Source organism: Pseudarthrobacter sp. TE3704, assembly GCF_056279405.1.
The window spans coordinates 497,194-522,774 of record NZ_JBWCCJ010000001.1 but is presented as its reverse complement, the minus strand read 5'-3'; the positions used below and the strand labels follow the sequence as shown (position 1 = coordinate 522,774).

26 protein-coding genes are annotated in these 25,581 nt (G+C 66.7%); 16 read left to right on the top strand and 10 right to left on the bottom strand.

Annotation, left to right across the window (positions count from 1 at the left end; genetic code table 11):
* The 5 genes from ACZ9BC_RS02460 to ACZ9BC_RS02440 all read left to right on the top strand — a co-directional run bounded on the left by ACZ9BC_RS02460 (position 1) and on the right by ACZ9BC_RS02440 (position 6,192).
* The gene (locus ACZ9BC_RS02460) at positions 1–627 is read left to right on the top strand and encodes a cyclodeaminase/cyclohydrolase family protein (protein ID WP_476244577.1); all 627 of its coding nucleotides are present in this window, start codon (positions 1–3) and stop codon (positions 625–627) included.
* Entirely contained in the window at positions 624–1,520 is an 897-nt protein-coding gene (locus ACZ9BC_RS02455) for a bifunctional 5,10-methylenetetrahydrofolate dehydrogenase/5,10-methenyltetrahydrofolate cyclohydrolase (RefSeq protein ID WP_476244576.1), read from the top strand. The genes ACZ9BC_RS02460 and ACZ9BC_RS02455 overlap by 4 nt, the downstream gene beginning before the upstream one ends.
* A 146-nt stretch (positions 1,521–1,666) precedes the next feature.
* On the top strand, positions 1,667–3,001 hold the full coding sequence (locus ACZ9BC_RS02450) for a molybdopterin molybdotransferase MoeA (RefSeq protein WP_476244575.1): 1,335 nt from the start codon (positions 1,667–1,669) through the stop codon (positions 2,999–3,001).
* Positions 2,989–3,870: a formate dehydrogenase accessory sulfurtransferase FdhD gene (fdhD, locus tag ACZ9BC_RS02445; protein WP_476244574.1), complete on the top strand. Its 882-nt coding sequence runs from the start codon at positions 2,989–2,991 to the stop codon at positions 3,868–3,870. The genes ACZ9BC_RS02450 and fdhD overlap by 13 nt, the downstream gene beginning before the upstream one ends.
* A 303-nt stretch (positions 3,871–4,173) precedes the next feature.
* Entirely contained in the window at positions 4,174–6,192 is a 2,019-nt protein-coding gene (locus ACZ9BC_RS02440) for a BCCT family transporter (RefSeq protein ID WP_476244573.1), read from the top strand.
* 57 nt (positions 6,193–6,249) lie between these two features.
* Here the strand turns inward: ACZ9BC_RS02440 and ACZ9BC_RS02435 are convergent, their stop codons facing one another.
* Positions 6,250–7,467 (bottom strand): ROK family transcriptional regulator, encoded by a 1,218-nt coding sequence (locus tag ACZ9BC_RS02435; RefSeq protein WP_476244572.1) that lies wholly within the window; start codon positions 7,465–7,467, stop codon positions 6,250–6,252.
* 137 nt (positions 7,468–7,604) lie between these two features.
* Between ACZ9BC_RS02435 and ACZ9BC_RS02430 the strand changes: the two genes are divergently transcribed.
* Genes ACZ9BC_RS02430 through ACZ9BC_RS02410 form a run of 5 tightly spaced genes read left to right on the top strand, consistent with a single transcriptional unit; the run spans position 7,605 to position 12,693 of the window.
* On the top strand, positions 7,605–8,366 hold the full coding sequence (locus tag ACZ9BC_RS02430) for a sugar phosphate isomerase/epimerase family protein (RefSeq protein WP_476244571.1): 762 nt from the start codon (positions 7,605–7,607) through the stop codon (positions 8,364–8,366).
* The gene (locus ACZ9BC_RS02425; protein ID WP_476244570.1) at positions 8,363–9,481 is read left to right on the top strand and encodes a Gfo/Idh/MocA family protein; all 1,119 of its coding nucleotides are present in this window, start codon (positions 8,363–8,365) and stop codon (positions 9,479–9,481) included. Before ACZ9BC_RS02430 ends, ACZ9BC_RS02425 begins: the two co-directional genes overlap by 4 nt.
* Positions 9,482–9,493: 12 nt before the next feature.
* On the top strand, positions 9,494–10,672 hold the full coding sequence (locus ACZ9BC_RS02420) for a Gfo/Idh/MocA family protein (protein ID WP_476244569.1): 1,179 nt from the start codon (positions 9,494–9,496) through the stop codon (positions 10,670–10,672).
* A 1-nt stretch (position 10,673) separates the two neighbouring features.
* A complete protein-coding gene (locus tag ACZ9BC_RS02415; RefSeq protein ID WP_476244568.1) occupies positions 10,674–11,675 on the top strand; it encodes a sugar phosphate isomerase/epimerase family protein in 1,002 nt (333 codons plus the stop codon).
* Between the two features lies 1 nt (position 11,676).
* Positions 11,677–12,693, top strand: a complete 1,017-nt coding sequence (locus tag ACZ9BC_RS02410; protein ID WP_476244567.1) for a Gfo/Idh/MocA family protein — start codon at positions 11,677–11,679, stop codon at positions 12,691–12,693.
* Between the two features lie 13 nt (positions 12,694–12,706).
* Here ACZ9BC_RS02410 and ACZ9BC_RS02405 read toward each other — a convergent pair whose 3' ends face one another.
* From ACZ9BC_RS02405 to ACZ9BC_RS02395, 3 genes are all read right to left on the bottom strand, one after another.
* Entirely contained in the window at positions 12,707–13,576 is an 870-nt protein-coding gene (locus ACZ9BC_RS02405) for a glycosyltransferase family 2 protein (protein WP_476244566.1), read from the bottom strand.
* 152 nt (positions 13,577–13,728) lie between these two features.
* On the bottom strand, positions 13,729–14,091 hold the full coding sequence (locus ACZ9BC_RS02400; protein WP_115524754.1) for a hypothetical protein: 363 nt from the start codon (positions 14,089–14,091) through the stop codon (positions 13,729–13,731).
* 68 nt (positions 14,092–14,159) lie between these two features.
* Positions 14,160–15,059 carry an SDR family oxidoreductase gene (locus ACZ9BC_RS02395; RefSeq protein ID WP_476244565.1) on the bottom strand — a complete coding sequence of 300 codons (900 nt, stop codon included), beginning with the start codon at positions 15,057–15,059 and terminating at the stop codon, positions 14,160–14,162.
* Positions 15,060–15,268: 209 nt separating this feature from the next.
* On the opposite strand from ACZ9BC_RS02395, the gene ACZ9BC_RS02390 reads away from it, so the two are divergent.
* From ACZ9BC_RS02390 to ACZ9BC_RS02375, 4 genes are read left to right on the top strand one after another with little or no spacing between them, the layout of a single operon-like run.
* Positions 15,269–15,787 carry a DUF6328 family protein gene (locus ACZ9BC_RS02390; protein ID WP_079596924.1) on the top strand — a complete coding sequence of 173 codons (519 nt, stop codon included), beginning with the start codon at positions 15,269–15,271 and terminating at the stop codon, positions 15,785–15,787.
* Between the two features lie 2 nt (positions 15,788–15,789).
* Complete coding sequence (locus ACZ9BC_RS02385) at positions 15,790–16,452, top strand: DUF6766 family protein (protein ID WP_476244564.1); 663 nt, start codon at positions 15,790–15,792, stop codon at positions 16,450–16,452.
* 24 nt (positions 16,453–16,476) lie between these two features.
* Positions 16,477–16,830, top strand: coding sequence for a LuxR family transcriptional regulator (locus tag ACZ9BC_RS02380; RefSeq protein WP_476244563.1), 354 nt, complete (start codon positions 16,477–16,479; stop codon positions 16,828–16,830).
* Between the two features lie 7 nt (positions 16,831–16,837).
* Positions 16,838–17,581: an MBL fold metallo-hydrolase gene (locus tag ACZ9BC_RS02375; protein WP_476244562.1), complete on the top strand. Its 744-nt coding sequence runs from the start codon at positions 16,838–16,840 to the stop codon at positions 17,579–17,581.
* 31 nt (positions 17,582–17,612) lie between these two features.
* Here ACZ9BC_RS02375 and ACZ9BC_RS02370 read toward each other — a convergent pair whose 3' ends face one another.
* The 6 genes from ACZ9BC_RS02370 to ACZ9BC_RS02345 form a co-directional block, all read right to left on the bottom strand.
* Positions 17,613–18,737 (bottom strand): glycerate kinase, encoded by a 1,125-nt coding sequence (locus ACZ9BC_RS02370; RefSeq protein WP_476244561.1) that lies wholly within the window; start codon positions 18,735–18,737, stop codon positions 17,613–17,615.
* A gap of 81 nt (positions 18,738–18,818) precedes the next feature.
* On the bottom strand, positions 18,819–19,628 hold the full coding sequence (locus tag ACZ9BC_RS02365; protein WP_476244560.1) for an SDR family oxidoreductase: 810 nt from the start codon (positions 19,626–19,628) through the stop codon (positions 18,819–18,821).
* Between the two features lie 63 nt (positions 19,629–19,691).
* Positions 19,692–20,108, bottom strand: coding sequence for a hypothetical protein (locus tag ACZ9BC_RS02360; protein WP_476244559.1), 417 nt, complete (start codon positions 20,106–20,108; stop codon positions 19,692–19,694).
* A 90-nt stretch (positions 20,109–20,198) separates the two neighbouring features.
* Positions 20,199–20,648, bottom strand: a complete 450-nt coding sequence (locus ACZ9BC_RS02355) for a hypothetical protein (protein WP_275730494.1) — start codon at positions 20,646–20,648, stop codon at positions 20,199–20,201.
* Between the two features lie 133 nt (positions 20,649–20,781).
* Positions 20,782–21,537: a class I SAM-dependent methyltransferase gene (locus ACZ9BC_RS02350; RefSeq protein ID WP_476244830.1), complete on the bottom strand. Its 756-nt coding sequence runs from the start codon at positions 21,535–21,537 to the stop codon at positions 20,782–20,784.
* A 157-nt stretch (positions 21,538–21,694) separates the two neighbouring features.
* Entirely contained in the window at positions 21,695–22,099 is a 405-nt protein-coding gene (locus ACZ9BC_RS02345) for a SpoIIAA family protein (protein ID WP_115524760.1), read from the bottom strand.
* Positions 22,100–22,157: 58 nt separating this feature from the next.
* Here ACZ9BC_RS02345 and ACZ9BC_RS02340 point away from each other — a divergent pair, with 58 nt between their 5' ends.
* Positions 22,158–23,861 (top strand): ATP-binding protein, encoded by a 1,704-nt coding sequence (locus ACZ9BC_RS02340; RefSeq protein WP_476244829.1) that lies wholly within the window; start codon positions 22,158–22,160, stop codon positions 23,859–23,861.
* Positions 23,862–23,879: 18 nt separating this feature from the next.
* Positions 23,880–25,418 (top strand): putative bifunctional diguanylate cyclase/phosphodiesterase, encoded by a 1,539-nt coding sequence (locus ACZ9BC_RS02335; RefSeq protein WP_476244558.1) that lies wholly within the window; start codon positions 23,880–23,882, stop codon positions 25,416–25,418.
* Positions 25,419–25,581 lie beyond the last annotated feature (163 nt).

Here is a 25,581-nt window from a genome sequence, read left to right as displayed (position 1 = left end):
ATGATCAGCGAAGAGACGATCGGCAGCTACCTCACCCGGCTCGCCTCACGGCAGCCCACCCCGGGCGGCGGCGCGGCAGCCGCGCTGCACGCCGCCCAGGGTGCAGCCCTGGTGGCCATGGTGGCCCGCTACACCACAGGCGGCAAGTACGAGCAGCACGCCGCCCTGGTGCAGCGGATCACCCAGGCCGCGGACGATCTGGTCAATGAGGCAGTGGGCCTGGCCGACGCCGATGAGCAGGCCTTCCAGGCTGTGATCGACGCCTACAAGCTCCCCGCCACGACGGACGAACTCAAGGCCGCCCGCGCCGCCACCGTTGACGCCGCGCTCGTCCAGGCGGCACAGACACCGGCACACCTCATCACGGTTGCCGGTGCCGTAGTGGAGCTGGCAACGGAACTGTTTGACGTCGCGAACGCCAACGTCATCAGCGACGTCGCGGCCGCCGCCGACGCCGCCCGCGCAGCCGCAACCACCGCTCGGGTGAATATCGACATCAACGTGGTGGCCATCAAGGACCCCGGGGCACGCGCCGGGCTGGCCCAGCGGACGGACGGCCTGGAGGACAAAGTGATCATGGCAGCCGACGCCCTTGCGGCACGCGTACGTGAAAGGATCCTTCGTTGAGCACTGAAACCGCAACGCTCTCGGGAACGTCCCTCGCCGGGATCATCCGCGAAAGGACTCAGGACGAGGCCCGGACCCTGGAACAGCACGGCGTGCGTCCCGTCCTCGCGGTGGTGATGGCCACCGATGACGAATCGACGCGCTGGTACGTGCGCTCCATTGAGCGCGCAGCAGAACGCGCCGGCATTGGCTGCCGGGTCCTCGACCTGGGCCATGACGCCACCGAGCAGGTGCTGGCCAGCGTCCTGCGGGACCTGGCCGCCGAGCCATCCGTGAACGGCATCATCCTGCAAACGCCGCTTCCCGCGGGGGTGCGGGCGGACGCCCTGGTGGGGCTCATCGCGCCGGAGAAGGACATTGACGGAGCCAATCCGCTGAGCCTCGGCAGGCTGGCCGTGGGCCAGCCCGCGTTCGCACCGGCCACCGCCCGGGCCGTCGTCGAGATCCTTGACCACTACGCCGTCCCGGTGGCGGGCCGGAACGCCGTGATTGTTGGCCGGTCGGCGGTGGTGGGAAAGCCGCTGTCCCTGTTGCTGCTGGAACGGGACGCCGCGGTTACGGTCTGCCATTCCAGGTCGGGTCCGCTCGGGACCTACACCAGGGAGGCGGACATCGTGGTGGTCGCCGCCGGACGGACAGGCCTGCTGACGGGCAGTGACGTTTCCGCGAAGACGGTAGTGGTCGACGTCGGCACGAACGTCCTGCCCGACGGTTCGCTGGTAGGCGATGTGGACGGGAACAGCGTCCGCGGCGTCGCGGCTGCGCTGACCCCTGTCCCCGGAGGTGTTGGCTCGGTGACCACGGCCCTGCTGCTCCTGCACACCGTGGAGGCAGCCAGGAACCAGTCGGGGTCGCTGATTGCGGAATCCGGCGTCCTCCAGGCAGCCGGTTAGAACAAATGGACCTGATGGTCCCGTTTCCGTAAATGGTGCTTCGGTGGGCCTAAAACCTGGGGAGGTATTCCTCATCGAAGCACCACTTTCGGAAACGGGGCCATTTCCGTCCCCGCCGATATTCAGCGCAATGAGAGGGAGCACCGATGCTCACCGAGGAACTCGTATTCCACGCTTCTGATTCCCGCGCAGCGGTTGTCCGTAACGGGTCTCCCACCTGGGCTGAAGCCCGGCAGCTCGCCTTCGACTGCGCCAGGCCGCTCCCGCCGGTGAGCCTGCCGCTGGCTGACGCCGCTGGCCGTGTCCTCACCCGGGATGTCACTGCACTGCAGGACCTTCCGCACTATGCATCATCAGCCATGGACGGCTGGGCCGTGAACGGCCCGGGCCCGTGGCTTCTTCCGGAGGACAACTGCTCACCGCAGCACGCGACGCTGCCGGCGGACCAGGTGCTCGTACCGAACCGGGCACGCGTCATTGCTACCGGGGGCCTGGTACCGGACGGCGCCGGCGCCGTCCTGCGCAAGGAAAGCGGCCAGGTGGCCACGGACGCCGCAGGCAGGCACGTTCTTACGCTGCATCCCGATGCACGCCAGGGCGAGCCGCATCCCGGCCAGCACATACGTCCCGCCGGTGAGGAGGCAAGGGCAGGAAACGTGCTGCTGCCAGCCGGCACTGTCCTCAACCCTGCGCACCTCGCCCTGGCGGCCGTAGCAGGCCACGACGAAGTCCTGGTCCGCGCCCGGCCCGCAGTCGGCGTCGTACTGACGGGGGCGGAAGTGGTGACGCACGGCGTTCCTGGACCAGGACAGGTCAGGGACACCTTTGGCCCGCAGCTGGGCACGGTAGTCGGGCAGCTCGGAGGTACTGCCGGCCCTCCCGTGAGGATCGGAGACTCGTTCAGCGAGTGGCTCGCCGCCCTGGCGGACCGTGCTGCGCCGTCCGGTGAACGGGCCGACGTCATCATCACAACGGGCGGGACCGGCAAGTCCGGGACCGACCACTTCCGTGCGGCCATAGCCGCGCTGGGCGGTGAACTGCTGCTGGACGGGATCGCCATGCGCCCCGGCCACCCCGCCGTGCTGGCGGCCCTCCCGGACGGCCGCTTCGTCGTCGGACTGCCCGGAAATCCCCTGGCGGCCATGATGGCGCTCCTGACCATCGGTGCACCGCTGCTGGCTGCCCTCGGAAACCGGCAACTGTGCCCGCTGGACCAGGTACTGTCCGGCAGTGACATCGAACCGGACGCGGGACGTACACGGCTCATCCCCTGCAGATTCCTTTCCGGGCTGGCATTTCCCGTTGAGCACACGGGTCCGGGCATGATGCGCGGCCTGGCGTGGGCGGACGCTGTTATGGCCGTTCCCGCCTGCGGCGTGGAGTCAGGCGAACCCGTCCCTGTCCTCCCGCTTCCCTGGACGCAGCCAGGTGACACCATCGATTCCATCAACAGACAGGGGTACACGCCATGGCCCGGATGACCCAGCGCCGGAAGATCCACCGTTTCCACCTGGATGGATCAGCCACCGAGTTCCCCGTCCGGTTCAAGGAGGATGTCCTCGCCGCTGAGGAACCCCTCGAAATCCGGCTGGCCGGACGCTCCTTTTCCGTCACCATGAGGACCCCCGGAGACGACTTTGACCTCGTGGCCGGCTTCCTTGTTTCGGAAGGCATCATCCGCCATCAAGCCGATCTGGCCTCGCTGCGCTTCTGCGCCGGCAGGAACGGGGATGTGCAGACCTTCAACGTGGTGGATGCCCAGTTGGCGCCCGGCGTGGCAATGCCGGACACCATGCGGCACGTCTACACCTCAAGCTCCTGCGGCATCTGCGGGACCGAATCCATCGACGCCGTCCGTAAGACCCTGCACTACGACCCCTCCGGGGACGGGCTGCAGGTGCCCTTGGATCTCCTGGCCCGGCTGCCGGATAGGCTGCGGGAGGCCCAGGCCGTGTTCGACAAGACCGGAGGCGTCCATGCGGCGGGCCTCTTCAGGATGGACGGGGATGAACCTGAGCTGCTGTGCCTGCGCGAGGACGTGGGCCGCCACAATGCGGTGGACAAAGTAGTGGGCTGGGCGCTGCGGGAGGGACTGCTGCCGCTGCGCGGCACTGTTCTGCAGGTCTCCGGGCGGGCCTCTTTCGAGCTGGTCCAGAAGGCCGCCCTGGCGGGAATTCCGGTCCTGGCTGCCGTCAGCGCGCCTTCCAGCCTTGCCGCCGACCTTGCTGCCGAGACAGGAGTGACCCTGGTGGGATTCAGCAGGGGTCACAGCCTCAATGTTTATGCCGGCCGGGAACGGATCGGACGTCCCGGCAGGGTAGCGGCGGAGGCCGCGTCATGCGCAACATGAATCAAGTGATGCAACAGCATGTTTCGGACATTTAACGTGTCAAGAGTTACGGAGCGCCTTCAGAAAAGTCTTGACTTTGAATGTGGTCTAGCGCACTCTGTTGCTTAGCGCGAATTCTGTTGATTCTTGCGGAACACCTCCCCCGGGCTTCCCGGCCCTTCCCATGTGAATAAGAACCCTGACCTAAAGAGGTGCAACACCAGTCAGCGAATCGGGCGAGGACCCCAACCTTCCGCCCGGACTATCGCCCCAAGGGCATGCATCCATGCCTGCCCGTGACTCGCCGAGCAAAGGAACCCGCTCATGGCTATCAACAGCGAAATATCGTCCCCCAAACCGAACGGCCTTCCAGTAGACAGCGATCCGCTGGAAGCCCCTCTCCGCCCAGACCCGGACGCCAAGGACAGCGCCGTCCCGGCAGCCGGTGCTGCCGCAGCCGGCACGCCGCCGGCGGGAAATGCCCCGGCCGAAAGCGAGACCGTCATCCTTCCGGAGACACAAGAATACGAGCAGATCCTCGAGGAACTGCGCCAGAGCAAGACCGAGCAGGCAGTCTCCGAACGCCGCAACCGCAAGCTCATCCTCGACAAGACCACGTTCGGCATCACAGGCGTCCTCGCCCTGGCCTTCGTGGTCTGGGGGTTCGTTGGCAAGGACAGCCTTTCCACAACCTCCACCGCAGCCCTCGACTGGGTAATGGAGTACACGGGCTGGCTCTTTATGGTGCTGGCCTCCCTCTTTGTAGTTTTTGTCCTGTGGCTGGCCCTGGGCAAGTTCGGAAACATCCCACTGGGCAAGGACGGCGAAAAGCCCGAGTTCCGGACCGTGTCCTGGGTGTCGATGATGTTCGCCGCCGGCATGGGCATCGGCCTGATGTTCTACGGCGTCGCGGAGCCCCTGTACCACTTCATCACTCCCCCGCCCGGCACCGTGGACGGCCGCACGCCGGACGCCATCCAGACAGCGATGGCCACGTCCATCTTCCACTGGACCCTCCACCCCTGGGCCATGTACGCAGTGGTGGGTATTGCCATGGCGTACGGAACCTACCGGCTGGGCCGCAAGCAGCTGATCTCGGCCGCCTTCACCTCGCTGTTCGGCATCAGGATGGTGGAAGGCCCGGTGGGGAAGTTCATCAACATCCTCGCCATCTTCGCCACGCTTTTCGGCACGGCCGCGTCACTGGGCCTCGGAGCACTGCAGATCGGGAGCGGCCTCACCTCCAACGGCTACGTGGGTGAAATCGGAACTCCCGTCCTGGTGGCCATCGTCGCCATCCTGACGGCCTGCTTCGTCGCCTCGGCCGTATCCGGCATCAGCCGCGGTATCCAGTGGCTGTCCAACACCAACATGGTCCTGGCCGTCATCCTTGCTTTGATCGTCTTCATTGCCGGGCCCACCCTGTTCATTCTCAACCTCATCCCGGCGGCTGTGGGAGATTATGCCCGTGACCTGGCAGAGATGTCCTCCCGCACCGAGGCCGTCGGTGACGAAGCGCTCCGTACCTGGATGTCAGGCTGGACCATCTTCTACTGGGCCTGGTGGATTTCCTGGACGCCCTTCGTGGGGATGTTCATTGCCCGCATCAGCCGCGGCCGGACCATCCGGCAGTTCGTGACCGGCGTCCTGCTGGTCCCGAGCATCGTGAGCGTGATCTGGTTCGGCATCTTCGGCGGTACTGCCTTCAAGATCCAGCAGGAAGCCGACAAGGCAAACCTGCCGGGCCTGATGACGGTCACCGACGGAACTGCCAGCATTGATTTCGACGGTGCCCTGTTCAACCTGGTCAAGAACCTGCCCCTTCCGGCCTGGCTGATCGCCGCCGTCGTGGTCCTGGCCATGGTACTGGTTGCCATCTTCTTCATCACCGGCGCGGACTCGGCATCATTGGTCATGTCCTCGTTGAGCTCCAACGGCTCCTCGGAGCCGAAGCGCGGCCTGGTCATCTTCTGGGGAACGCTGACCGGTGCCGTGGCGGCAGTTATGCTCCTGGCCGGCGGTGACGAACCTTCCGAAGCGTTGTCAGGCCTGCAGCGGATCACCATCGTTGCGGCGCTGCCGTTCGTCGTCGTGATGCTGCTGCTGTGCTTCGCCCTGGCCAAGGACCTGCGCCGGGACCCGCTCTCGCTGCGCCGCCGCCTGGCCACGTCGGTGGTGGAGCGGGCCATCCGCACCGGCGTCGAGCAGCACCGCGGAGTCCAGTTCGACCTCGTCACCAAGCACGAATGCGCGGAAACCTGCCCTGACCCCGAGTCCTGCTCCGGCGGAAGCTCCGGAGGCAGCTCTGCAGTCAGCTCCGATCCGGAGACTGACAGGAAATAGCTTTACGTACTGGCCCTGGTGATCACATCACCAGGGCCAGTTTTTTGTGCCGGGAGCTTAGCCGGCAATAGCGCTCCCGGCGAGAGTTGCCTCGACGACGTCGGGCGACAGGACGTGCTGGGTGACCATCTGGCTGGCCCCAAGGATGGCGGCGCGGGGCCCCGCCATCGAGATCCCGATGCGCAGGTGCGCCGTGGCCAGCGGAAGGGAGCGCCGGTACACCACCTCGCGGATCCCGGCCACAAGGTGCTCCCCCGCCTCCCCGATGCTGCCGCCGATGATGACAATGGACGGATTGAGCAGGTTGACGGCGGCGGCCAGGACGTCGCCAACATCGCGCCCTGCCTGGCGCAGCGCCTGGACGGCCTGCGGGTGCCCCTCCCGGACCAGCCGCAGCATATCGGCGCCCGTTGCCGCATCCACGCCCTGCGCCTGGAGCTGCCGGGCGACGGCGGGCCCGGACGCGAGCGCTTCCAGGCAACCGTAGTTGCCGCAGCGGCACAGGACGTCATCGCCCCGCGGCACGCGGATATGGCCCAGGTCACCGGCCGTACCGTCGGCCCCGCGTTGCAGCTGCCCGCTGCTGATGATGCCCGCGCCAACACCCGTGGCGACCTTGATGAACAGGAAGTTGCTGTGCTCCGGCCAGTAAGCGGTGCGCTCCCCGAGTGCCATGATGTTGACGTCGTTGTCCACCAGGACAGGGACCGACAGCGAGCGCTGCACATACGGGACCACGTCGAATCCGTCCCATCCCGGCATGATGGGCGGCTTAACGGGCCGCCCGGTGTCGTGTTCAACCGGGCCAGGCAGGCCGATGCCCACTCCGGCAAGGTCCTTCAGGGGGCGGCCGGCCTCGGCGAGCAGCTCTTGTCCAAGGGCAAGGATCCGGCCCAACACGGCTTCCGGCCCGTCAGCCACTTCCTGCTCCAGCCGGCGCTCCGCCACAATGTTGCCGGCAAGGTCAGTGACGGCCACCACCGCGTGGGTGGCCCCGACGTCGACGGCCAGCACAACGCGCGCAGCCGGGTTGAAGGCAAAGCGCGACGGCGGCCTTCCGCCGCTGGAGCTTGCTTCCCCGGCGGGGCCAACGAGGCCGGAGCTGATGAGGGCATCGATGCGGGAGGCAACGGTGGAACGGGCCAGCCCGGTAGTGATGGCGAGTTCGGCGCGCGTCCGTGCCCGGCCGTCACGCAGGAGTTGGAAGAGATCCCCGGCCCGCCCCTGCAGCCCCTGGATGTCAGGCGGAGCAAATCGTCCGGCGGTATTGGTCATACGAAATTGATAGCACGGCCACTTACTTCTGTCACGCGCGCAACTTTTGCTTGACCTTCGGCAAAAGTCCTTCTAGCTTTGCACTAAGACAAACTGCCGGCGGGATACTGCCACATGCCAAAGAAGCCAGGAGAACCATGCCGTACTCAGTCCAGCTCTACACCCTGCGCAAAGCCATGGAGGACGACCTGCCCGGAACCATCAGGAAGGTGGCGGAGATCGGCTTCACGCAGGTGGAGCCCTACAACTTTGTGGCCACCGCCAGGGAGCTGGGCGCCGCATTGAGGGAAAACGGCCTGGCCGCACCCTCCGGCCACGCTCCGCTGCTCAGCCAGGACCAGGACGAAATTTTCGCCGCAGCCAAGGAGCTCGGCATTGCCACCGTCATCGAGCCCTTCATCCCGGCCGACCACTGGCAGAACGCGGAGGACATCCAGGCCACGGCGGCCAGGCTCAACGCTGCAGCCAAAAAGGGCGCCGAATACGGGATCCGCGTGGGCTACCACAACCATCAGTGGGAGCTGGAGTCCACCATCGACGGCCGCACCGCCTTGGAATACTTCGAAGGCCTGCTGGATCCGGAGGTGGTCCTGGAGGTGGACACGTACTGGGTGGCCGTCGGCGGCCATGACCCCGTGGACATCCTTGCCAGGCTCGGTGACCGGGTGAAGCTCATCCACATCAAGGACGGCCCCCTGACCACGGACACCAAGGCGCAGCAGCCCGCAGGGCAAGGCAAGGTCCCGGTCCTGGACGTTATCGCAGCGGCGAAGTCCCTGGAGACAGGCGTGGTGGAATTCGACGACTACGCCGGCAACATCTTCGACGGCATCGCCCAAAGCCTGGCCTTCCTGAACAGCAACACCGCGGGCAACCCTGCAGAAGGAGCAACCGCATGAGCCCCCTTTCCGCACGCAAAGGCCCGGTAGGCGTCGGCGTCATCGGCGCCGGCAACATCAGCAAGCAGTACCTGGACAACCTCACCGTGTTCCCCGACCTCAAGGTCCACGTTATCGCCGACATGTTCGAAGAGGCGGCCGAGGCCCGCGCCAAGGAGTACGGCATCCCGGAATGGGGCGGCGTGGACAAGGCACTGCACCACCCGGACGTGGAGATCATCGTCAACCTGACCATCCCGGCCGCGCACGTTGAGGTGGCCACAGCCGCCGTAAACGCCGGCAAGCACGTCTGGACGGAGAAGCCGTTCAGCCTGGACCGGGAATCCGGGCTCGGCCTGCTCAAGACCGCCGACGCTGCGGGCATCCGCCTGGGCTGCGCGCCGGACACGTTCCTCGGCGCCGGGTTGCAGACGGCCCTGCGCCTGATCCAGCGCGGCGACATCGGGACGCCGCTGACCGCGATGACCACGTTCCAGACCCCCGGCCCGGAGTCCTGGCACCCCAACCCGGCGTTCCTGTTCCAGCATGGCGCCGGCCCGCTGTTCGACATGGGCCCGTACTACCTCACCACCCTGATCCAGGCATTCGGCTCCATCCGCAAGGTGGCCGCCGTCGGGTCCAAAGCCAAGGAAGTCCGCGTCATCGGTTCCGGACCCAAAGCCGGCGAGGAATTCACGGTTGAGGTACCCACCCACGTCTCAGCGATGGCGCAGTTCGACGGCGGGGCTTCCTCCCACAGCGTGTTCTCCTTCGAATCCCCCCGCGCACGGGTGGGCTTTGTGGAGATCACCGGCACCGAGGCCACCATTTCCCTGCCGGACCCCAATTACTTTGACGGCGACATCAGGCTGTGGCGGGCCGGAGACGAGGACTGGACCACCATCCCGGCCACCGGCCCGGCGAACGGCCGGGGCATGGGCGTGCTGGATATGGCCCGGTCCATCCGGACCGGCGTCCCGCACCGCGCCACCGGGGACCTTGCGTACCACGTTCTGGACACCATGGTGTCCATTTCCGAATCCATTGATGCCGGCACATTCATCAACGTGGAAAGTTCCGCTCCGGCCTCCGCAGCCCTCCCCGAGGACTGGGCACCCCACACCGCCACCCTCTAGGAAACCCCGACCATGACACAGCAGACACAAAGCAGCGGCGCCGGTCCCCTCGGCGTTGCCGCCATCGGATACGCCTTTATGGGCAAGGCCCACTCCAACGCCTGGCGGAACGTGGCCAGCTTCTTCGACGTTCCGGCCATCGAGCAGAAAGTAATCGTAGGCCGTGATGCCGGGCAGGTGGCACAGGCGGCAGCCAAGTACGGCTGGGCTGAGTCCGCCACCGACTGGCGCTCCGTCATCACCCGCGACGACATCCACATCGTGGATATCTGCGCACCGGGCTGGATGCACGCCGAAATCGCCATCGCCGCCCTCGAGGCCGGCAAGCACGTCCTCGTCGAAAAACCCCTGGCCAACACGCTGGCCGAGGCTGAACTCATGACTGAGGCGGCGGCAAAGGCCCGTGCCCGCGGCGTCCAGTCGATGATCGGCTTCAACTATCGCCGGGTCCCCGCACTTGCCCTTGCCCGGGAACTGATTTCCGAGGGCCGCGTGGGGACGGTACGGCACGTCCGCGCCGCCTACCTGCAGGACTGGCTTGCCGATGACCAGGCCCCCATGACCTGGCGGCTGCGAAAAGAAACAGCAGGCTCAGGTGCCCTTGGCGACATCGCCTCACACGCCATCGACCAGGTCCTCTACCTCCTGGGCGACCAGGTCACCGAGGTCAGCGGCCGGCTCCACACCTTCGTGGGCCGCCGCCCGGGCACCAGCGGACCGGAGGACGTCACGGTCGACGACGCCGCCTGGGCAACACTGTCCCTCGCCTCCGGAGCTATCGCCTCGGTGGAGGCCTCCCGGGTGGCCACCGGGCGGAAGAACTCCCTCCAGATTGAGGTTTACGGCGATAAGGGCAGCATCCTCTTCGACCTGGAAAACCTCAACGAACTCGGCTTCCTGGACGCCACCGCGCCCGCCCGGGAGCAGGGCGTCCGGCGTATCCTCGTCAGCGAACCGGACCACCCGTACCTTGATGCCTGGTGGCCGCAGGGCCATATCATCGGCTGGGAACACACCTTCACCCACCAAATCCGCGACTTCCTGCTGGCCGTGCAGGACGGAACCCAGCCGTCGCCGTCGTTCGAAGAAGGACTGAACGTGCAGTACATCCTGAACGCCGTCGACGAATCCGCCAGCAACAAAAGCGCCGTCACGCCCGTCCACGCACCGCTTTCAACCGAAGGAGCCTGACATGCCCCGCCCGTTCACCCTTTTCACCGGCCAGTGGGCCGACCTGCCCTTCGAGGAAGTCGCCAAGCTGGCCTCCGGCTGGGGCTACGACGGACTCGAGATCGCCGTTTCCGGGGACCACCTGGACGCCTGGCGGTGGGACGAGCCCGGCTACGTCGAGTCCAAACTGGAGATACTCAAAAAGTACAACCTGAAGGTCTGGGCCATCTCCAACCACCTCACCGGCCAGGCCGTCTGCGATGACCCCATCGACTTCCGGCACCAGGGCATCGTCCGGTCCAAGGTCTGGGGCGACGGCGACCCCGAAGGCGTCCGCCAGCGCGCCGCCGAGGAAATGCAACACACCGCCCGGCTCGCCAAGGCGCTCGGCGTGGACACCGTCGTCGGCTTCACCGGCTCCTCCATCTGGCAGTACGTCGCCATGTTCCCGCCCGTGCCCGAAAAGGTCATCGACGCCGGCTACCAGGACTTCGCCGACCGCTGGAACCCCATCCTGGACGTCTTTGACGAATGCGGCGTCCGCTTCGCCCACGAAGTCCACCCCTCCGAGATCGCCTACGACTACTGGACCACCGTCCGCACCCTCGAAGCCATCGGCCACCGTGAAGCGTTCGGCCTGAACTGGGACCCGTCCCACATGATGTGGCAGGGCATAGACCCCGTCTCCTTCATCTGGGACTTCAAAGACCGGATTTACCACGTGGACTGCAAGGACACCAAGATCCGCCAGACCGGCCGGAACACCGTCATGGGCTCCCACCTTGCCTGGGGCGACCCCCGCCGCGGCTGGGACTTCGTCTCGGCAGGCCGCGGTGACGTCCCCTGGGAAGCGTCCTTCCGCGCCCTCGCGGCCATCGGCTACAACGGACCCATCAGCGTGGAATGGGAGGACGCCGGCATGGACCGCCTCCACGGCGCGCCCGAAGCCCTCGCCGCGCTGAAGAAGTACGATTTCCCTGCTTCCACCGCTTCGTTCGACGCCGCCTTCAGCAGCAAGGACTGACATGCCCCGCCACAGCAACGGCACCTCCGACGGACAACTCCGCTGGGGCATCCTCGGCACAGGCTTTATCGCCGCGCTGCAGGCCCAGGACCTGCTGGACAACGGGTTCACCGTCCAGGCCGTCGGCTCCCGGAGCCTCGAGTCCAGCCAGGCGTTCAGCGCCCGGTTCGGCATCGCCACCCCGCACGGCAGCTACGAGGAGCTCGCCGCCGATCCCGAGGTGGACGTGGTGTACGTTGCCACGCCCCATGTGTTCCACCACGCCAATGCACTGCTTGCCCTGAACGCGGGCAAGCACGTGCTGGTGGAGAAGGCCTTCACCATCAACGCCCGCGAAGCGCAGGACATCGTGGAGCTCGCGGAGGCCAAGGGGCTGGTTGCCCTGGAGGCCATGTGGACCAGGTTCCTCCCGCACATGGTCCGCCTCCGGGAGATCATCAGGGAGGGCACCATCGGCGAGGTCCGGAAGGTCATCGCCAGCCACAACCAGGACCTTCCCAAGGACCCGGGCCACCGGCTCAACGATCCTGCCCTGGGCGGCGGCGCGCTGCTGGACCTGGGCATCTACCCTGTCTCGTTCGCGTTTGATGTGTTTGGCGCACCGGAAACCATCCGGGCCAGCGCTGCCATGACGGCGACGGGCGTGGACCGCCAGACGGCGGCGGTTTTCGAGTATGCGCAGGGACAGCAGGCCATCCTCGACTGTGAACTGGATGCCGCCGGCCCCAACCGGGCAGTGGTGATCGGCACCGGCGGCTGGATCGACATCGAACCCACCTGGTACAACCCCACACCCTTCACCGTTTACGACACCCTGGGCAACGTCGTGGAACGGTTCGACCAGCCCGTGAAGAGCAGGGGCATGCAGTACCAGGCAGCCGAGCTGGAGCGGCTCGTCAGCGAGGGGCTCACCGGAGGCACGGTGCTGCCGCCGGCTGAGAGCGTGGCCGTGATGGCTGCCTTGGACGGCATCCGCCGCCAGATCGGCCTGGCGTACGACGCCGACGGGCGGCTTTAGCGGCCGGCCCGCCTTAGGCGGGACCGCGGTTCAGGACCACCTCGTAGGCTTCCACGCGCCGGTCCGTCACAGTAGTGGGCGATTCCAGGTGGACTGCCCCGGAGGGCAGGATGCCGGCCCCGCCGAAGCGTTCCATGACCTGCCACTGGGCCATGACGTCCTCCCCCGCATGATCCGGCGGCAGGTCCGGCCAGAAGGTGAACCCGCCGGCGTCATACAGGGCTTCGCGCCGGTACATCACGCACCCGCCCAGCCACGCCACCCGGTAGGGCACCCACTGGCCCGGCTCAAGGGACAGGTCGGCGCTGAGGTGGCTAAGGTTGGCGGCGCTGTGGAGCGGCCAGCGCTCGAACGCGGGGTCCCCCGGGCGGATGCGCTCCGGCATCACCCCGCCTTCCCACGCTTCGAAGTTCGCGGTCTGCCCGGGCCGCCGGTCGTCCAGGTAGGACAGACCCTGCGGGGCCATCCCCACAAAGCCGCACCCAAGCTCGTGGAGCGCGCGGCTGAGCAACTCCACGGCTCCCGGCTCCAGCCAGACGTCGTCGTCAAGGAAGAGGCACTGGTCCGCCCTGGACTGCTCCAGCAGGAACTGTCGGTGTTCCGCCAGCCCGCGCCGCGGCAGGTGGCGAAGGAGCCTGACCGGCCGCCCCTGGGCTTCCAGGACGCGCACCATGGCGGCAGCGGCAGGGTGCTCCCAGCCGGGCCCGTCCGTGGATTGGTCGCTGACGACGACGGCGAAGGCCGGGTCGGTTTGTCCGGCGAGTCCCGCGAGGGTGACGGCGAGTTCCGCCGGCCGGTTGCAGGTGGGCACAAGAACGTCCACTGCAACCTGCTCCGGCCTGTCAGCCGGCCGTGCCCACTGTCCTGATGGTCTCCTGCTCACAGCTCCTCCTGGCGCCGGCAGGCAAGGGCCGGCAACTGGCGAATTGGTTTCGCATGGTCCGTACCCCGCCGGGAGCCATGTATGCCGGACACGGCGAAGGCCCCCGTCCCGGCATCGAGCCGTGGCGGGGGCCTTCAACGGATCAGGACCGCTTATCCGGCGTCGAAGCTCTCGCCGCCGCCGTCTTTGGGCGACTTTTCCTGCGGGAGGTCGTTGCCGCTGCCGTCCGGAATGCCGGTGGCTTCCTGCCCGGGCTCGGAGGAGACCGGTGCGGAGCCCTGGGAATCGTCGTTGAACTCGTTGATCTCAGCCTCGCCGGAGGGAAGGTCCATGTCACGCGGGACCTGTTCCTCACCGACGCCGGACTGCGGCTCGTTGGTGTCAGCCCCGCCGGCACCCGACGTGGTGCCGCCCTGGCTTGCGCCCTGGTTCCCGCCAAGCTCCTGCTCAGCCGTCGGAGTGCCGTAGCCGCCCGGGTCCTTTTCCGGCTCGGCGTGCTGGTTTTCCTGCGTCATGGTTCCTCCTGTGTGCGATGGGATGAAACTGGTGTGCAAAATCCGGCTGCTGTGTAGAATCCGGCTGCTTAGAGCCCCTTGCCGCCCGTCACCGGCAGCACCGCGCCGGAAATGTAGGACCCGTCTTCGGAGGCCAGCAGAACGTACGCTGCGGCGAGCTCGGCAGGCTGGCCGGCGCGTTCCAGCGGCGTATCCTGGCCAAACTTCGGGAGCTTGTCCGGCCATTCGGTGGCGGGGATCAGCGGCGTCCAGATGGGGCCGGGGGCGACGGCGTTGACGCGGATTCCCTTGGAGCCCAGTTCCTGCGCGAGTGCCTTGGTGAACGCCACCTGCGCGGCCTTGGTCATGGCGTAATCGATGAGGCCCGGCGAGGGATTGAAGGCCTGGATGGATGCCGTGGTGATGATCGACGCGCCCGCTTTAAGGTGCGGGACCGCCGCCCGCGCGGTCCAGAGCAGGGAGTACAGGTTGGTCTTGAAAACGCGGTCGAACTCCTCCGTGGGAAGGGTTTCCAGGCTTTCCCGGTTCTTCTGGTAGGCGGCGTTCAGCACCACCACGTCCAGGCGGCCGAATCCGGCCACGGTTTCCTCGACGATCCGTGTGCTGAAGTCCTCTTCACGCCCGTCCCCGGCGAACAGGAGGACGCGGCGCCCCGCCTTCCGGATCCAGTCCGCAGTGTCCTGTGCGTCGTCTTCCTCCTCGGGAAGGTAGGAGATGGCTACGTCGGCTCCCTCACGGGCAAATGCGATGGCCGCCGCCTTGCCGATGCCGGAATCGCCGCCGGTGATGAGTGCCGCCTTGCCCTCCAGCTTCCCGTGTCCCTCATAGCTGAGTTCCCCGTGGTCAGGTTTGGGATCCATGGGCGCGGTGAGGCCCGGCTGCTTCTGTTCCTGCTCGGGGAAGGGGCCGGCGTGGTAGCCGCCCCGGGGGTCCTTTGGCTGGTCCGTCTGCTTGTCTGTGCCGCTCATAGTCCACCTACTCGCTGTGTCGGTTTTCGAAGAGCCCTGCCCCCGGCCCTTCGACGCTATCCCGGCCGGCGGAACAAAGTCCACCCGTTCGGTGCCGATAATCAGTAAACTTATCAAATGTTGATACCGGCGCAAGATCGGCCTTGTTTCTGGGTATGTGAAGAGTAGAAAGGGAAACACGGGCCGGCCAGGCCAAGGAAGGAGCAGCGATGTCCGAGGTGGAGGATTACACCGGCAGAACCGGGCGGAACGAAACCCGCGAGGAGCAACTGGACCGCAACTGGGCGGAACTGCTCCAGGAGATGCGCGTGTTGCAGATGGGCGTCCAGATCCTGGCAGGCTTCCTCCTGACCCTGCCCTTCCAGGAACGGTTTGAAGACCTGGATGACTTCCAGGTGAACCTGTACCTGACCAACGTGGTGATCGCCGCCCTGACCACGGCTTTGATCCTCCTGCCGGTCAGCGTGCACCGGAGGCTTTTCCGGAAGCGGCTCAAGGAAACCCTGGTGTCCAGCGGCGACACGATCGCCAAGATCACCCTGGCCGGCATCGCGCTCCTGAGCGCCGGCACCGCCGCCCTGGTTTTCGACGTCACCGCTGGCCGCTCGGCCGGGCTGACGGCCGGCGCGGCACTGCTGGCCGTGATGGTGGTCCTGCTGGTCTATGTCCCATTGCACCTGAACAAGCGCGCCGCCGCGGGAATGACGGCCCGGGCAAACAAGGAGTGACAATGCGCAAATGGGTTAAGGAACACGGGCTGTTGCTGGCGAACGCCGCCCTGTTCCTGATCTTTTTCGGAGGGATGATCCTTTCCGGAGCAGCATCGTACAGCGAAGAGCAGCAGGCGCACGGCGAACCCGGGGTTTCCGTCCTGCAATTCATGGGCACCGGGGAGTTTGTGGAGGCCACCTTTGAGAACTGGGAATCGGAGTTCCTGCAGATGGCCCTGTACGTGGTGCTGACGGTTTTCCTGTTCCAGAAGGGATCCTCGGAATCCAAACCGATGGGCAAGGAAGCCCCGCAGGACGAGGATCCCCGCGAGGCAGCCATCAAGAAGGCAACGCCGCTGCCGGTGAAACGCGGAGGCTTCGCGCTGAAGCTCTACGAGCATTCGCTGTCCATCCTGCTGTTCGCGCTGTTCCTGGCATCGTTCACCTTGCACGCGCTGGGCGGCACTGAGGCGTACAACGAGGAGCAGCAAAGCCACGGCCAGCCCACGGTCACGTTCCTGCAGTACGTGGGGACCAGCCGCTTCTGGTTCGAGTCCTTCCAGAACTGGCAGAGCGAGTTCCTGGCCATCGCCGTCCTGGTGGGCGCGTCCGTCTACCTCCGGGAAAAGGGCTCCCCGGAGTCCAAGCCCGTCGCCGAACCCCATTACGAGACCGGCGCCTGAGCCGGTCCCTGTCGAAAGGAATCCATGCGAACCGTCGTAAAAACCGTCCTTTTTGCCCTGCTGCTCCTGGCCGTGCCGGCCCTTTCGGTGGCCCCGGCCTCAGCTGCCCCACATCCGGCGGTGGCCGCCGGCGACGCAATCGTCCAGGCGGCTGCGGGATCTTCCGGAGGGGTGTGGGCGCCGGCAGGCAACACTCCCACGCCGTCTCCCGGGGATACCGCCTCCAGCGGGCCTGCAAACCCCGGGACGGGCGAGTCCGCGCAAAATGAGTCCACCCGGCTGGACTTCGCTCCCTGGGTGATCGGGGCAATCGCGCTGGTAACAATCATTGTGGTTCTGATCTGGCGGCGCCGCCGGAACACCACCATCGTGGGCTGAGCGGCGCATGATTACCCCAAGCGTGGCCGACGGCATCCATCTCATCACGCACGCCCACGTCAACTGCTATCTGGTGGAGGACCAGGACGGGCTGACCCTGGTGGACGCCGGGCTGCCGAGCATGTGGTCCATGCTGCTGGAGCTCCTGGAGGACCGCGGCCGGCGGCCGGAGGATATCAAGGCCCTGGTCCTCACGCACGGGCACTTCGACCATGTGGGATTTGCGCTGCGGGCCCGCCGGGAGTGGAACGTGCCGGTGCTGGTCCATCCCCGGGACGCACATTTGGCTGCCCATCCGTACAGTTACAAGCCCCAGCGCAACCGGTTCCTCTATCCCTTGAGCCACCCGCGGTCAGTGCCGCTGCTGGGGAGGATGGCGGCAGCGGGAGCGCTGGCCGTCAAGGGAGTCTCCAGCACCCGGCCACTGGCCACCGGCGCCGCGTTGCCGGTGCCGGGACGGCCCACGGTTGTCCACACTCCGGGCCACACCGACGGGCACTGCATCCTGCATTTCGCGGACCGGGACGCCGTCCTGAGTGGCGACGCCCTGGTGACCCTGGATCCCTATACGGGCAAGGCGGGGCCGCAGATCGTTGCCTCTGCGGCGACCAAGGACACGAAGCAGGCCCTGGCGTCCCTGGAGGCGGTTGCCGCCACGGGTGCCACAACCGTACTTGCGGGCCACGGAGAGCCCTGGAGGCAGGGCGCCGGCGCGGCAGTGAGCCATGCACTGACGGTCGGGGCGCACTAAGGCCTGGCTTTTCCGGCCACGCCCAGGGGCTTTACGCCCCTTCGAGTACCTGGCTTGTTGCCCAAACCAGGTACTTTCCGGCATTGGCAACAGCGTCCTGCGGGCTCGACGCCACGTCCAGCAACTGCGCGGCGGCCACCACGCCGTGCCGGGCGAGGTCTTCGGGAGTCACCAGGATCCGGCCGGCCACAACGATGACCGGAATGCCCCGCTCGCGGGCAGCATCGGCGAGCGCAATGGGGGCCTTGCCCGTGAGCGACTGGGAATCCATGGACCCTTCGCCGGTAATCACCAGGTCCGCGCCGCCCAGTTGTTCTGCCAGGCCGGTGAGTCCGGCTACCAGCGCGAAGCCACCTTCCAGCGTGGCACCCGTAAAGGCAAGGAACGACGCCGGGAAGCCGCCGGCGGCGCCGGCGCCGGGGACGTTCACGTCCCGGCCCGTGGCTTCCCGCAGGACGGATGCCCAGTTGCGGAGGCCGGCGTCGAGCTGTTCCACGGCGTCCTGGTCTGCGCCCTTTTGCGGGGAGAAGACATGCGCGGCGCCCGACGGTCCGTAGAGCGGATTGCGGACGTCCACGGCGATACGGAAGGTGGTTGCCGCGAGCCGCGGGTCGAGGCCGGTGGTGTCCAGTGCGGCGATGTCGGCGAGGGATCCGCCGCCCAGGGGCACCACGTTGCCGGCGGAGTCCAGTGGCTTCAGGCCGAGGGCGCGCAGGGCTCCGCTGCCGCCGTCGGTCATTGCTGATCCGCCCAGGCCCAGCACGATTTCCGTAGCACCTGCCTCCAGGGCGGCCGCGATGAGCTGTCCGCAGCCGTAGCTGTGGGCCCGCAGGGCGTTCTCCGGCGTGGGTTCCATGCTGGCGAGGCCTGATGCCTGAGCGGTTTCGATGACGGCGGTGACTGCGCCATCGCTGCCCTTGCGAAGGGCCCAGGCGGCGCCGAGGGGTGCCAGAATCGGGCCCACCACGGCGTTGAGCCGATCCTCGTAACCGGCGGCGACCGCTGCCTCAAGGGTGCCCTCGCCGCCGTCTGCGATGGGGAACTGGGTGGCCACGGCGTCCGGGTAAACGCGCAGGGCGCCTTCAGCGATCGCGGCGGCGGCTTCGGCTGCCGTCAGGGAGCCCTTGAACTTATCCGGAGCAATGAGGATGCGCATGCGCTCCATCATGCCAGTACCGCGCGGGAAAGCGCTTGCCAAATCCGGTATTCGGACAAACCCCGCACTTTAGGAGGAGAGTTAGCCTTCGCGCCACTCGTGGCTGGTGATGTGCGAGCCCGCCTGCGGGCCCATCTGGAGCATGCCGCCGTCCACGGGCCAGGACGCCCCGTTCACGTAGCTGGAGGCAGGGGAGGCCAGGAAGGCGATCACGGCAGCAATCTCCCGGGCGTCACCCGGCCGGCCCAGGGGCACGCCCGGGCGGTCCTTCGCGGTGGGGTCTTCGTCCTCCTGCCCCGTCATGGGAGTGGCAATCTCGCCGGGGGCCACGGTGTTGGCAGTGATCCCGTGCTCAGCCAGTTCCAGGGCCAGCGTCTTCATAAGGCCGGCAAGCCCATGTTTGGACGCGTCATAGGCGGAGGATCCCACCCGGGGCTGGAACTCGTGGACGCTGGTGACGGCGATCAGCCTTCCGCCCCTGCCGGCCTGGACCATCCGGCGGGCGGCTGCCTGCAGGCAGACGAACGCGCCGTTGAGGTTGGTGTCCAGTGTCTGCATCCAGCGGTCGATATCCATGTCCAGGAATTTGGTGCTCTCGCCGGTGCCTGCATTGTTGACGAAGACGTCCACACCGCCAAGCTCGTCGGCGAGTTCGTCGATCACAGCGCCTGCCGCCCGGAGCTCCGTGGTGTCCAGTTGCCGGATCACGGATTTGCGGCCCAGAGCACGGATCTCCTCGGCGGTGCCTTCGGCCCCGGCTTTGTCAGAGTGCCAGGTGACACCAACATCCAGTCCGGCGCGGGCCAGGGCCACAGCAGTGGCCTTGCCGATGCCGGAATCGGATGCGGTGACGATGGCGGTGGCGGGCGTGAAGTTGCTGGTGTCCTGCATCGAGGCAGCCTTTCGGGTGGGTCAGGGTGCGTGGATCATCTTGGGTCGAACTGGTCGCGGCGGTCAGGCGGGACGGCGAAGTTCCGTCTCCGGCGGGTAGCCGCCGCGCGCTGTGGCCGATTCCTCGGGAACGGCCATCAGCGGGACGGCGAAGGTGACCACCGGCCGCGCTTCCGGGCCGTCCGCTGACCTCACGGTCAGGCTCCGGGTGCCGGGCGGCACCGAGGGGGTGAAGACCTGCAGGTTCCGGGAACCCAGGACCACGGAGTCCCGCAGTGAGTACTCGGTTCCAAAGTGGTCCTCGAGGATAATCCGGGGCTGCGGTCCGCCCTCGGACGCCATTTGGATATTGACCACCAGCCCGGTGGCCCAGATTTCCACCGACAAGACGGTGAATTCATTCGAGTCCGTGACGTGGCGTCCATACGTGGGCGGCAGCAGCATCCTGCGAAGGGAGCCTGACGGTATGAGTTTGCGCATTGTTGTTCCTGTGGGTCTTGCGTCCGCGGTCGCAGAAGTGGCGCCGGATGCAACTCCGGTGCTGCCGAGACGATGGGGCGCGGGTGCGGCTTAGGCGTCTTCGCGGTTGGGATTTTCCAGCCGGAAGAAGTTGGATTGCTGCCCGTCGCTGCGCTGTTCCTGATAGATGAAGTTCAGTCCCCGGGAGTCAAAGGTTTCAAACCATTCCTCCCAGCTGATGTGGCGAAGCTTGTCATTTTCGCCGCCAAAATCGATTCTCAGCACTCCGAGGTGGTCTCCGTGTTCGGTGCCTTCCACCGTGGCGGGAACGCCGTCGCGCTCCTCCGCCCACTGCCTGATGACTTCGTGGTGGGTGGTGGCGAGGCTGCGTCCCTCACGCTCCGGCTCGTCGTCCGGCGAGGTGACTTCCTGTGAGTACTTGAGGGATTTGGAGGAGTCCGGCCCGCGCCGGATCTTTCCGCCGTCCGGGCCGGGGCCCAGGTCCTCTTCATCCGTGCCCGCGCCGGAATCGCGGGCGTTGTTTCCCTTGTCCTGTGCCATGGCGGCCATCCTTTCCCCAAGGTCCCAACTAGTAAGGCTACTTACTATGGAGCCTCCGGATTGGCCCTTGTGTCAAGGGGTTTGGCGGCTTTCTGCGGCTTCCCGCAATGGTGCCACTGCCGGGCGCGGGCCGCTAGGTCCGGGGGCGCAGTACCGCATAATATCCGGGAACGCGGCCCTGTCCGCTGATGCCGGTTGCGGGATTCGTTTCGATGGCCACGGGTCCGTCTTCCAGGAGTTGCCAGGCAGTGCGTGGCAGTGCACGGGAGCGCTCCTCCGGGCCGAAACGGCCGGGCATCGGCAGGCCGCGGATGGCCCGTTCGAGCGGAGCAGGAATGCTGCGGGATGTGGCGCCCAAATGGGATACGTACTCCACCGGGTTGCCCTGGAAGTTGGTCTCCGCAAGGAATACCCTCCCGCGCTGCCCAACCAGCAGGCGCAGGTTTTCCGCGAGGGCCGCCTGGTCTGCCGCGCCCAGGACGTGGAGGACGCCCCGGATGAACACGTTGGCCTCCCGCGGGAGATCTTTCTCTGCACCCGGTGCTGTCATGTCCCTGACCTGGAACCGGACGTTGCGGAGTTCAGCGGATTCGGCCTCGGCCCGGTTCACCGCATGCGCGGACACGTCCACGCCGATGACTTCGGGGAAAAGTCCGGCCAGTGGCCTGCTGAAGCTGCCGTGCCCGCAGCCGATGTCCACTACGGGAAGCTCCGGGTCCAGATGGCGGAGGAGGACGTCCTTGTAGCTGAGGAATTCCTGGTCCGTTCCGGAATCCCACAGGACCTCACCGGCCGCCCCGGTGGCCCTGATGCCGGCCCAGTAGGTGTCCCAGGCCAGCGGCCGGTCCTTCGGCGCAGAGCGCGACAGCCGGACGAGCTTGGGGATCATCAGGTACTTCTGCAGGGCAGCTGCCACCGATTTCGCTGGGGAGGACTTTGAGGGGGAGGACACCGGTCCAATATATGTCCCGGAGCTGTTGCCGGCGGGCGCGGCACGGGGTTTCGCGGATGGCCTCTCCCTCCGCCGGTCCGCAGAACACGCCGGGTCAGGCCGCCGCACCCTCCAGCTTCAGCCAGGCCATGGCTTCCTCCCGGGACGTGAAGAAGCGCGTGGGACACGGCAGTTTGTTGATGCCCAGGATGAAGTTGGCCATCACTTTGTCCACTGGCGAGGCACCCAGCAGTGCGATGCGTGAAGCCTGGCAGGGGCGGCCAAAAACGGCGCGGGCGCCCCTGCTGACCTTTTCGGTTGTGGCCATGTCCACCAGCATCGGATGCCGGTTCTCCCCGCAGAGTTCGTTCACCCTGCTCATGGCATTCTCGGCATCAGCCTCGCTGATGGCCGCACCGCGCGGCCACCGCAGGTGCAGGACGCCGCCCTCGAGGGTGAGGTGGCCCTTTTCGCGTTCTTCCGGCTGGTGCGTCACTTTGTCCTCCCAGTGAATATTCATGGAGCCGCCCGCCCCGCATCCCCCTACAATGTACTCAACTGGGAGGAAAGTGAGCATTGTGGCAGCTGATTTGCCGTGTGACTTGCGCGTGCCCCGCAGCGCGGTGGTGGCGGACGCCAACGCCGGGCGGCTGGCCCTGAATGCCGCCGCTCTCCGCGATGCGGGCTACGCGGTCCACGCCGCCGCTGATGCCGCCGGGCTGGCTGCCCTGCTGGACGGCTGCCAGCCAGCTGTCATTGTGGTGGATGCCCCGCTGCTGCCCGCCGCCGAGTCGGAAGTGCCGGTCCTGGTCATGGTGGACCTCGACAACATCGCCGAGTGCGCTGTCCGCCCTCCGGGCATCCACGACTGCATCGCGAAACCGCCCTCACCCCGGGAACTGGTCCACCGCGCCACGGCGCTCATCGATCTGGTGTCCCGCCGCAATGCCTCGCGGCAGGAGGCCGAGGCGCTGCGCGGGCAGCTCCGGCAGGTGTCCGCAGCTGTGCGGGCAACGAACGATCCGCAGGAAATCGCGGACCACGTGGTGGCGGGATTTGGCCGGACGTTCAAGGCCGACCATGTCTGCCTGGCAACCTTCGAGGACCATCGGGTCCCCCCGATCACGGCCGCCTGGAGCAGGCCGGGCCTGGAGCCGCTCCCGGCCGATGCGCTTCCGGACGAGGAGGAAGCACGCCGCACGGCCGACCTTCTGTGGGCCGGGGCAGAAACCCTGTCCTCGGACGGCACCGAGACGGACGACGCCGAACCCGGCACGGCCGGGACTGACGGGGCCATGGTTGGCAAAGGCGGGCAGGCGGCGGCAGGCGAGGCGCCGGCGTCGGGCATTGCCAACGTTGCCTCGACCCTGGCCGTTCCCATGGGTGAAGGAAGCTCGTCGCTGGGCATCATCTGGATCGCCAGTGTTGACCGGCCCCGGACATGGTCCCGTGCTGAGCTCGGACTCATCCAGCACGTTGCCGGCAACGCCGCGCACGGACTGATCCAAAGCCACCTGATCAGCAGCCAGCAGCAGGTGGTCAAGCAGCTCCAGCAGCTGGACAAGGCCAAGACGGACTTCCTGGCCACCGTCAACCATGAACTGCGCACGCCGCTGACGTCCATCATGGCCTACCTGGACATGATCCAGGAGAGCACGGAGCAGCCCGTCTCCGCCGAAGTCCACCAGATGCTGGACATCGTGGTCCGGAACACCGAGCGGCTCCGGACGCTCATCGAGGACATGCTGAGTGTGTCGCGCAACGGCCTTGATGACAGCCTGATGCATCTCACCCCGGTGCGCCTGGGCCAGACCCTGGACCTGGTGGCGGCAGCGCTCCGGCCGCTGGCGAAGCTGCAGAACGTGACCATCGCCGTGGACCCGGTCCCGGAAGACCCGGAAATCCTCGCCGATGAGGTGCAGCTGCAGCAGGTGTTCACCAACCTGGTGTCCAACGCCATCAAGTTCACCCCCAGCGGCGGACGGATCGAGGTGGGCAGCGAATCCCACGCGGCGGCGGACGGCACCCGGTGGGCCACCGTGAGCGTCGCGGACACGGGCATCGGCATTTCCAGCGAGGAAATCGACCATGTCTTCACCCGGTTCTACCGTGCGTCCAATGCCATGTCCGGAGCCATCCCGGGCACGGGCCTGGGACTGGCCATCACCAAGGACATCGTGGCCCGCCATGGGGGACACATCGATGTGGCCTCCACGCTTGGTGCGGGCACCACCGTCACGGTCAGCCTCCCCCTGGATGCCGACCGGTCCCGGTCCAACTAGGGGGAAGGAGGATTTTCGATGTTTGCGGATAACGATCCCCGCCTCTCCCACCTGCTGGAAGGCATTGTGCGGCTGGCCTCGGGAGACCTCAGTTCCCGGATCGAGATCTCTGATGCCCGTGACGAGCTGGATGCCATCATCATGGGCACCAACCTGCTGGCCGAAGACCTGCAGATCATCTACGAAGAGCTTGAGCAGCGCGTCCAGGTGCGGACCCAGCTGCTGCACGAGGCCCACCTTGAAATGCAGAAGATGGCCATGCAGGACCCGCTCACCGGCCTTGCCAACCGCTCGGCCCTGATCGAGGCATTGCGGACAGCGCTCGACGCCGGCAGCGCCACGGGCGAGGGCCCCGCCATCCTGCTGATGGACTTGGACGCCTTCAAATCCATCAACGACAGCATGGGCCACACGGCCGGCGACCAGGTCCTCATTGCCGTGGGGGACCGGATCCGCAGCGCGGTGCGCTCCACCACCGACGTCGTCGCCCGCCTGGGCGGGGACGAATTCGCCATCGTTATGCCGGAGGCGTCACCGGACCAGGCAGTCATCGTGGGGCACCGAATCCTGGCGGCCCTCAAGCAGCCCATCGAGCTCCCCGGCCGCAGCGTGCGCTGCGGCGCCAGCATGGGGCTGAGCGTTGGCAGCGCAGGCCAGGCCCCGGAGGACATGCTCATGGAGGCCGACGTCGCCATGTACGCCTCCAAGGCGGAAGGGCAGAACCGGCTGCACCGTTTCGAGCCGGCGCTCCTGCTGATGCGCAGGCTCCGCAGCCAGCTGGTGGAGGACCTGCGCGCCGCGATCAAAACCGACGGCCTGATGCTCCACTACCAGCCCGTGGTGGAGCTCGCTACCGGACGGATCGAAGGGGTGGAGGCGCTGGTCCGGTGGAACCACCCCACACGCGGGTTCATCATGCCCGATGAGTTCATTCCGCTTGCCGAAGAAGCCGGGCTGATTTCCGAACTGGGGCTCTGGGTGCTCCGGACGGCAGTGCACCAGCTCCGCGACTGGATCGACGCCTCCCTGGTGGACAACCGGTTCTCCGTGCGCATCAACATCTCCGCGACGGACCTGCAGAGCCTTCAGTTCATCGAGGACGTCCGGAACGTCCTGAAGGAAACCGGCGTACGGCCGGAGCAGGTGGTCCTGGAGCTGACGGAAGTGGCCATCGTCAAAGGCAACGAGCTGGACCGTTACTCGCTGGGAGGCCTCCGCGGCCTGGGGGTGGGCATCGAAATCGATGACTTCGGCACCGGGTACTCCTCCATCAGTTACCTCCGCCGGCTTCCGGTGGACCGGGTCAAGGTGGACCGTTCGCTGATCAGCGGGCTGGGCACCGACCCGGGCCAGCCTGAGCTGGTGGCTGCCGTCCTGCAACTGGTCCGGGCATGCGGGCTGGAAGCCGTGTGGGAGGGCGTGGAAACAGCGGAGCAGGCAGGGATTTTGCGCGGGCTGGGCTGCCTCAGCGCCCAGGGGTACTACTTCAGCAGGCCGGTCCCGCCCGAACAGATTCCCTTGCTGCTGGTAGACCGGGCGGAAAGCGCTAACCCTTAGGGGCGAAAAGTACTGCGCTTTTGTTCACGCCGATATACGATCATCGTGCGGTGTCTGGTTTTCGTCGCCGCGAAAACAGGGAATAACAGAAACACCGGACTTTAAAGGCGTTTAGGAATTGAACATTAATGGGCCACTGGGTCATTACTTCGTCAACTGGGGG

What these genes read in the sequence shown, in the direction of transcription:
- ACZ9BC_RS02460 (WP_476244577.1), top strand. Translation starts at nt 1, where the DNA reads ATGATCAGCGAAGAGACGATCGGCAGCTACCTCACCCGGCTCGCCTCA.
- ACZ9BC_RS02450 (WP_476244575.1), top strand. Translation starts at nt 1,667, where the DNA reads ATGCTCACCGAGGAACTCGTATTCCACGCTTCTGATTCCCGCGCAGCG.
- fdhD (WP_476244574.1), top strand. Translation starts at nt 2,989, where the DNA reads ATGGCCCGGATGACCCAGCGCCGGAAGATCCACCGTTTCCACCTGGAT.
- ACZ9BC_RS02440 (WP_476244573.1), top strand. Translation starts at nt 4,174, where the DNA reads ATGGCTATCAACAGCGAAATATCGTCCCCCAAACCGAACGGCCTTCCA.
- ACZ9BC_RS02435 (WP_476244572.1), bottom strand. Translation starts at nt 7,467, where the DNA reads ATGACCAATACCGCCGGACGATTTGCTCCGCCTGACATCCAGGGGCTG.
- ACZ9BC_RS02430 (WP_476244571.1), top strand. Translation starts at nt 7,605, where the DNA reads ATGCCGTACTCAGTCCAGCTCTACACCCTGCGCAAAGCCATGGAGGAC.
- ACZ9BC_RS02425 (WP_476244570.1), top strand. Translation starts at nt 8,363, where the DNA reads ATGAGCCCCCTTTCCGCACGCAAAGGCCCGGTAGGCGTCGGCGTCATC.
- ACZ9BC_RS02420 (WP_476244569.1), top strand. Translation starts at nt 9,494, where the DNA reads ATGACACAGCAGACACAAAGCAGCGGCGCCGGTCCCCTCGGCGTTGCC.
- ACZ9BC_RS02415 (WP_476244568.1), top strand. Translation starts at nt 10,674, where the DNA reads ATGCCCCGCCCGTTCACCCTTTTCACCGGCCAGTGGGCCGACCTGCCC.
- ACZ9BC_RS02410 (WP_476244567.1), top strand. Translation starts at nt 11,677, where the DNA reads ATGCCCCGCCACAGCAACGGCACCTCCGACGGACAACTCCGCTGGGGC.
- ACZ9BC_RS02400 (WP_115524754.1), bottom strand. Translation starts at nt 14,091, where the DNA reads ATGACGCAGGAAAACCAGCACGCCGAGCCGGAAAAGGACCCGGGCGGC.
- ACZ9BC_RS02395 (WP_476244565.1), bottom strand. Translation starts at nt 15,059, where the DNA reads ATGAGCGGCACAGACAAGCAGACGGACCAGCCAAAGGACCCCCGGGGC.
- ACZ9BC_RS02390 (WP_079596924.1), top strand. Translation starts at nt 15,269, where the DNA reads ATGTCCGAGGTGGAGGATTACACCGGCAGAACCGGGCGGAACGAAACC.
- ACZ9BC_RS02385 (WP_476244564.1), top strand. Translation starts at nt 15,790, where the DNA reads ATGCGCAAATGGGTTAAGGAACACGGGCTGTTGCTGGCGAACGCCGCC.
- ACZ9BC_RS02380 (WP_476244563.1), top strand. Translation starts at nt 16,477, where the DNA reads ATGCGAACCGTCGTAAAAACCGTCCTTTTTGCCCTGCTGCTCCTGGCC.
- ACZ9BC_RS02375 (WP_476244562.1), top strand. Translation starts at nt 16,838, where the DNA reads ATGATTACCCCAAGCGTGGCCGACGGCATCCATCTCATCACGCACGCC.
- ACZ9BC_RS02370 (WP_476244561.1), bottom strand. Translation starts at nt 18,737, where the DNA reads ATGCGCATCCTCATTGCTCCGGATAAGTTCAAGGGCTCCCTGACGGCA.
- ACZ9BC_RS02365 (WP_476244560.1), bottom strand. Translation starts at nt 19,628, where the DNA reads ATGCAGGACACCAGCAACTTCACGCCCGCCACCGCCATCGTCACCGCA.
- ACZ9BC_RS02360 (WP_476244559.1), bottom strand. Translation starts at nt 20,108, where the DNA reads ATGCGCAAACTCATACCGTCAGGCTCCCTTCGCAGGATGCTGCTGCCG.
- ACZ9BC_RS02355 (WP_275730494.1), bottom strand. Translation starts at nt 20,648, where the DNA reads ATGGCACAGGACAAGGGAAACAACGCCCGCGATTCCGGCGCGGGCACG.
- ACZ9BC_RS02350 (WP_476244830.1), bottom strand. Translation starts at nt 21,537, where the DNA reads ATGATCCCCAAGCTCGTCCGGCTGTCGCGCTCTGCGCCGAAGGACCGG.
- ACZ9BC_RS02345 (WP_115524760.1), bottom strand. Translation starts at nt 22,099, where the DNA reads ATGAATATTCACTGGGAGGACAAAGTGACGCACCAGCCGGAAGAACGC.
- ACZ9BC_RS02335 (WP_476244558.1), top strand. Translation starts at nt 23,880, where the DNA reads ATGTTTGCGGATAACGATCCCCGCCTCTCCCACCTGCTGGAAGGCATT.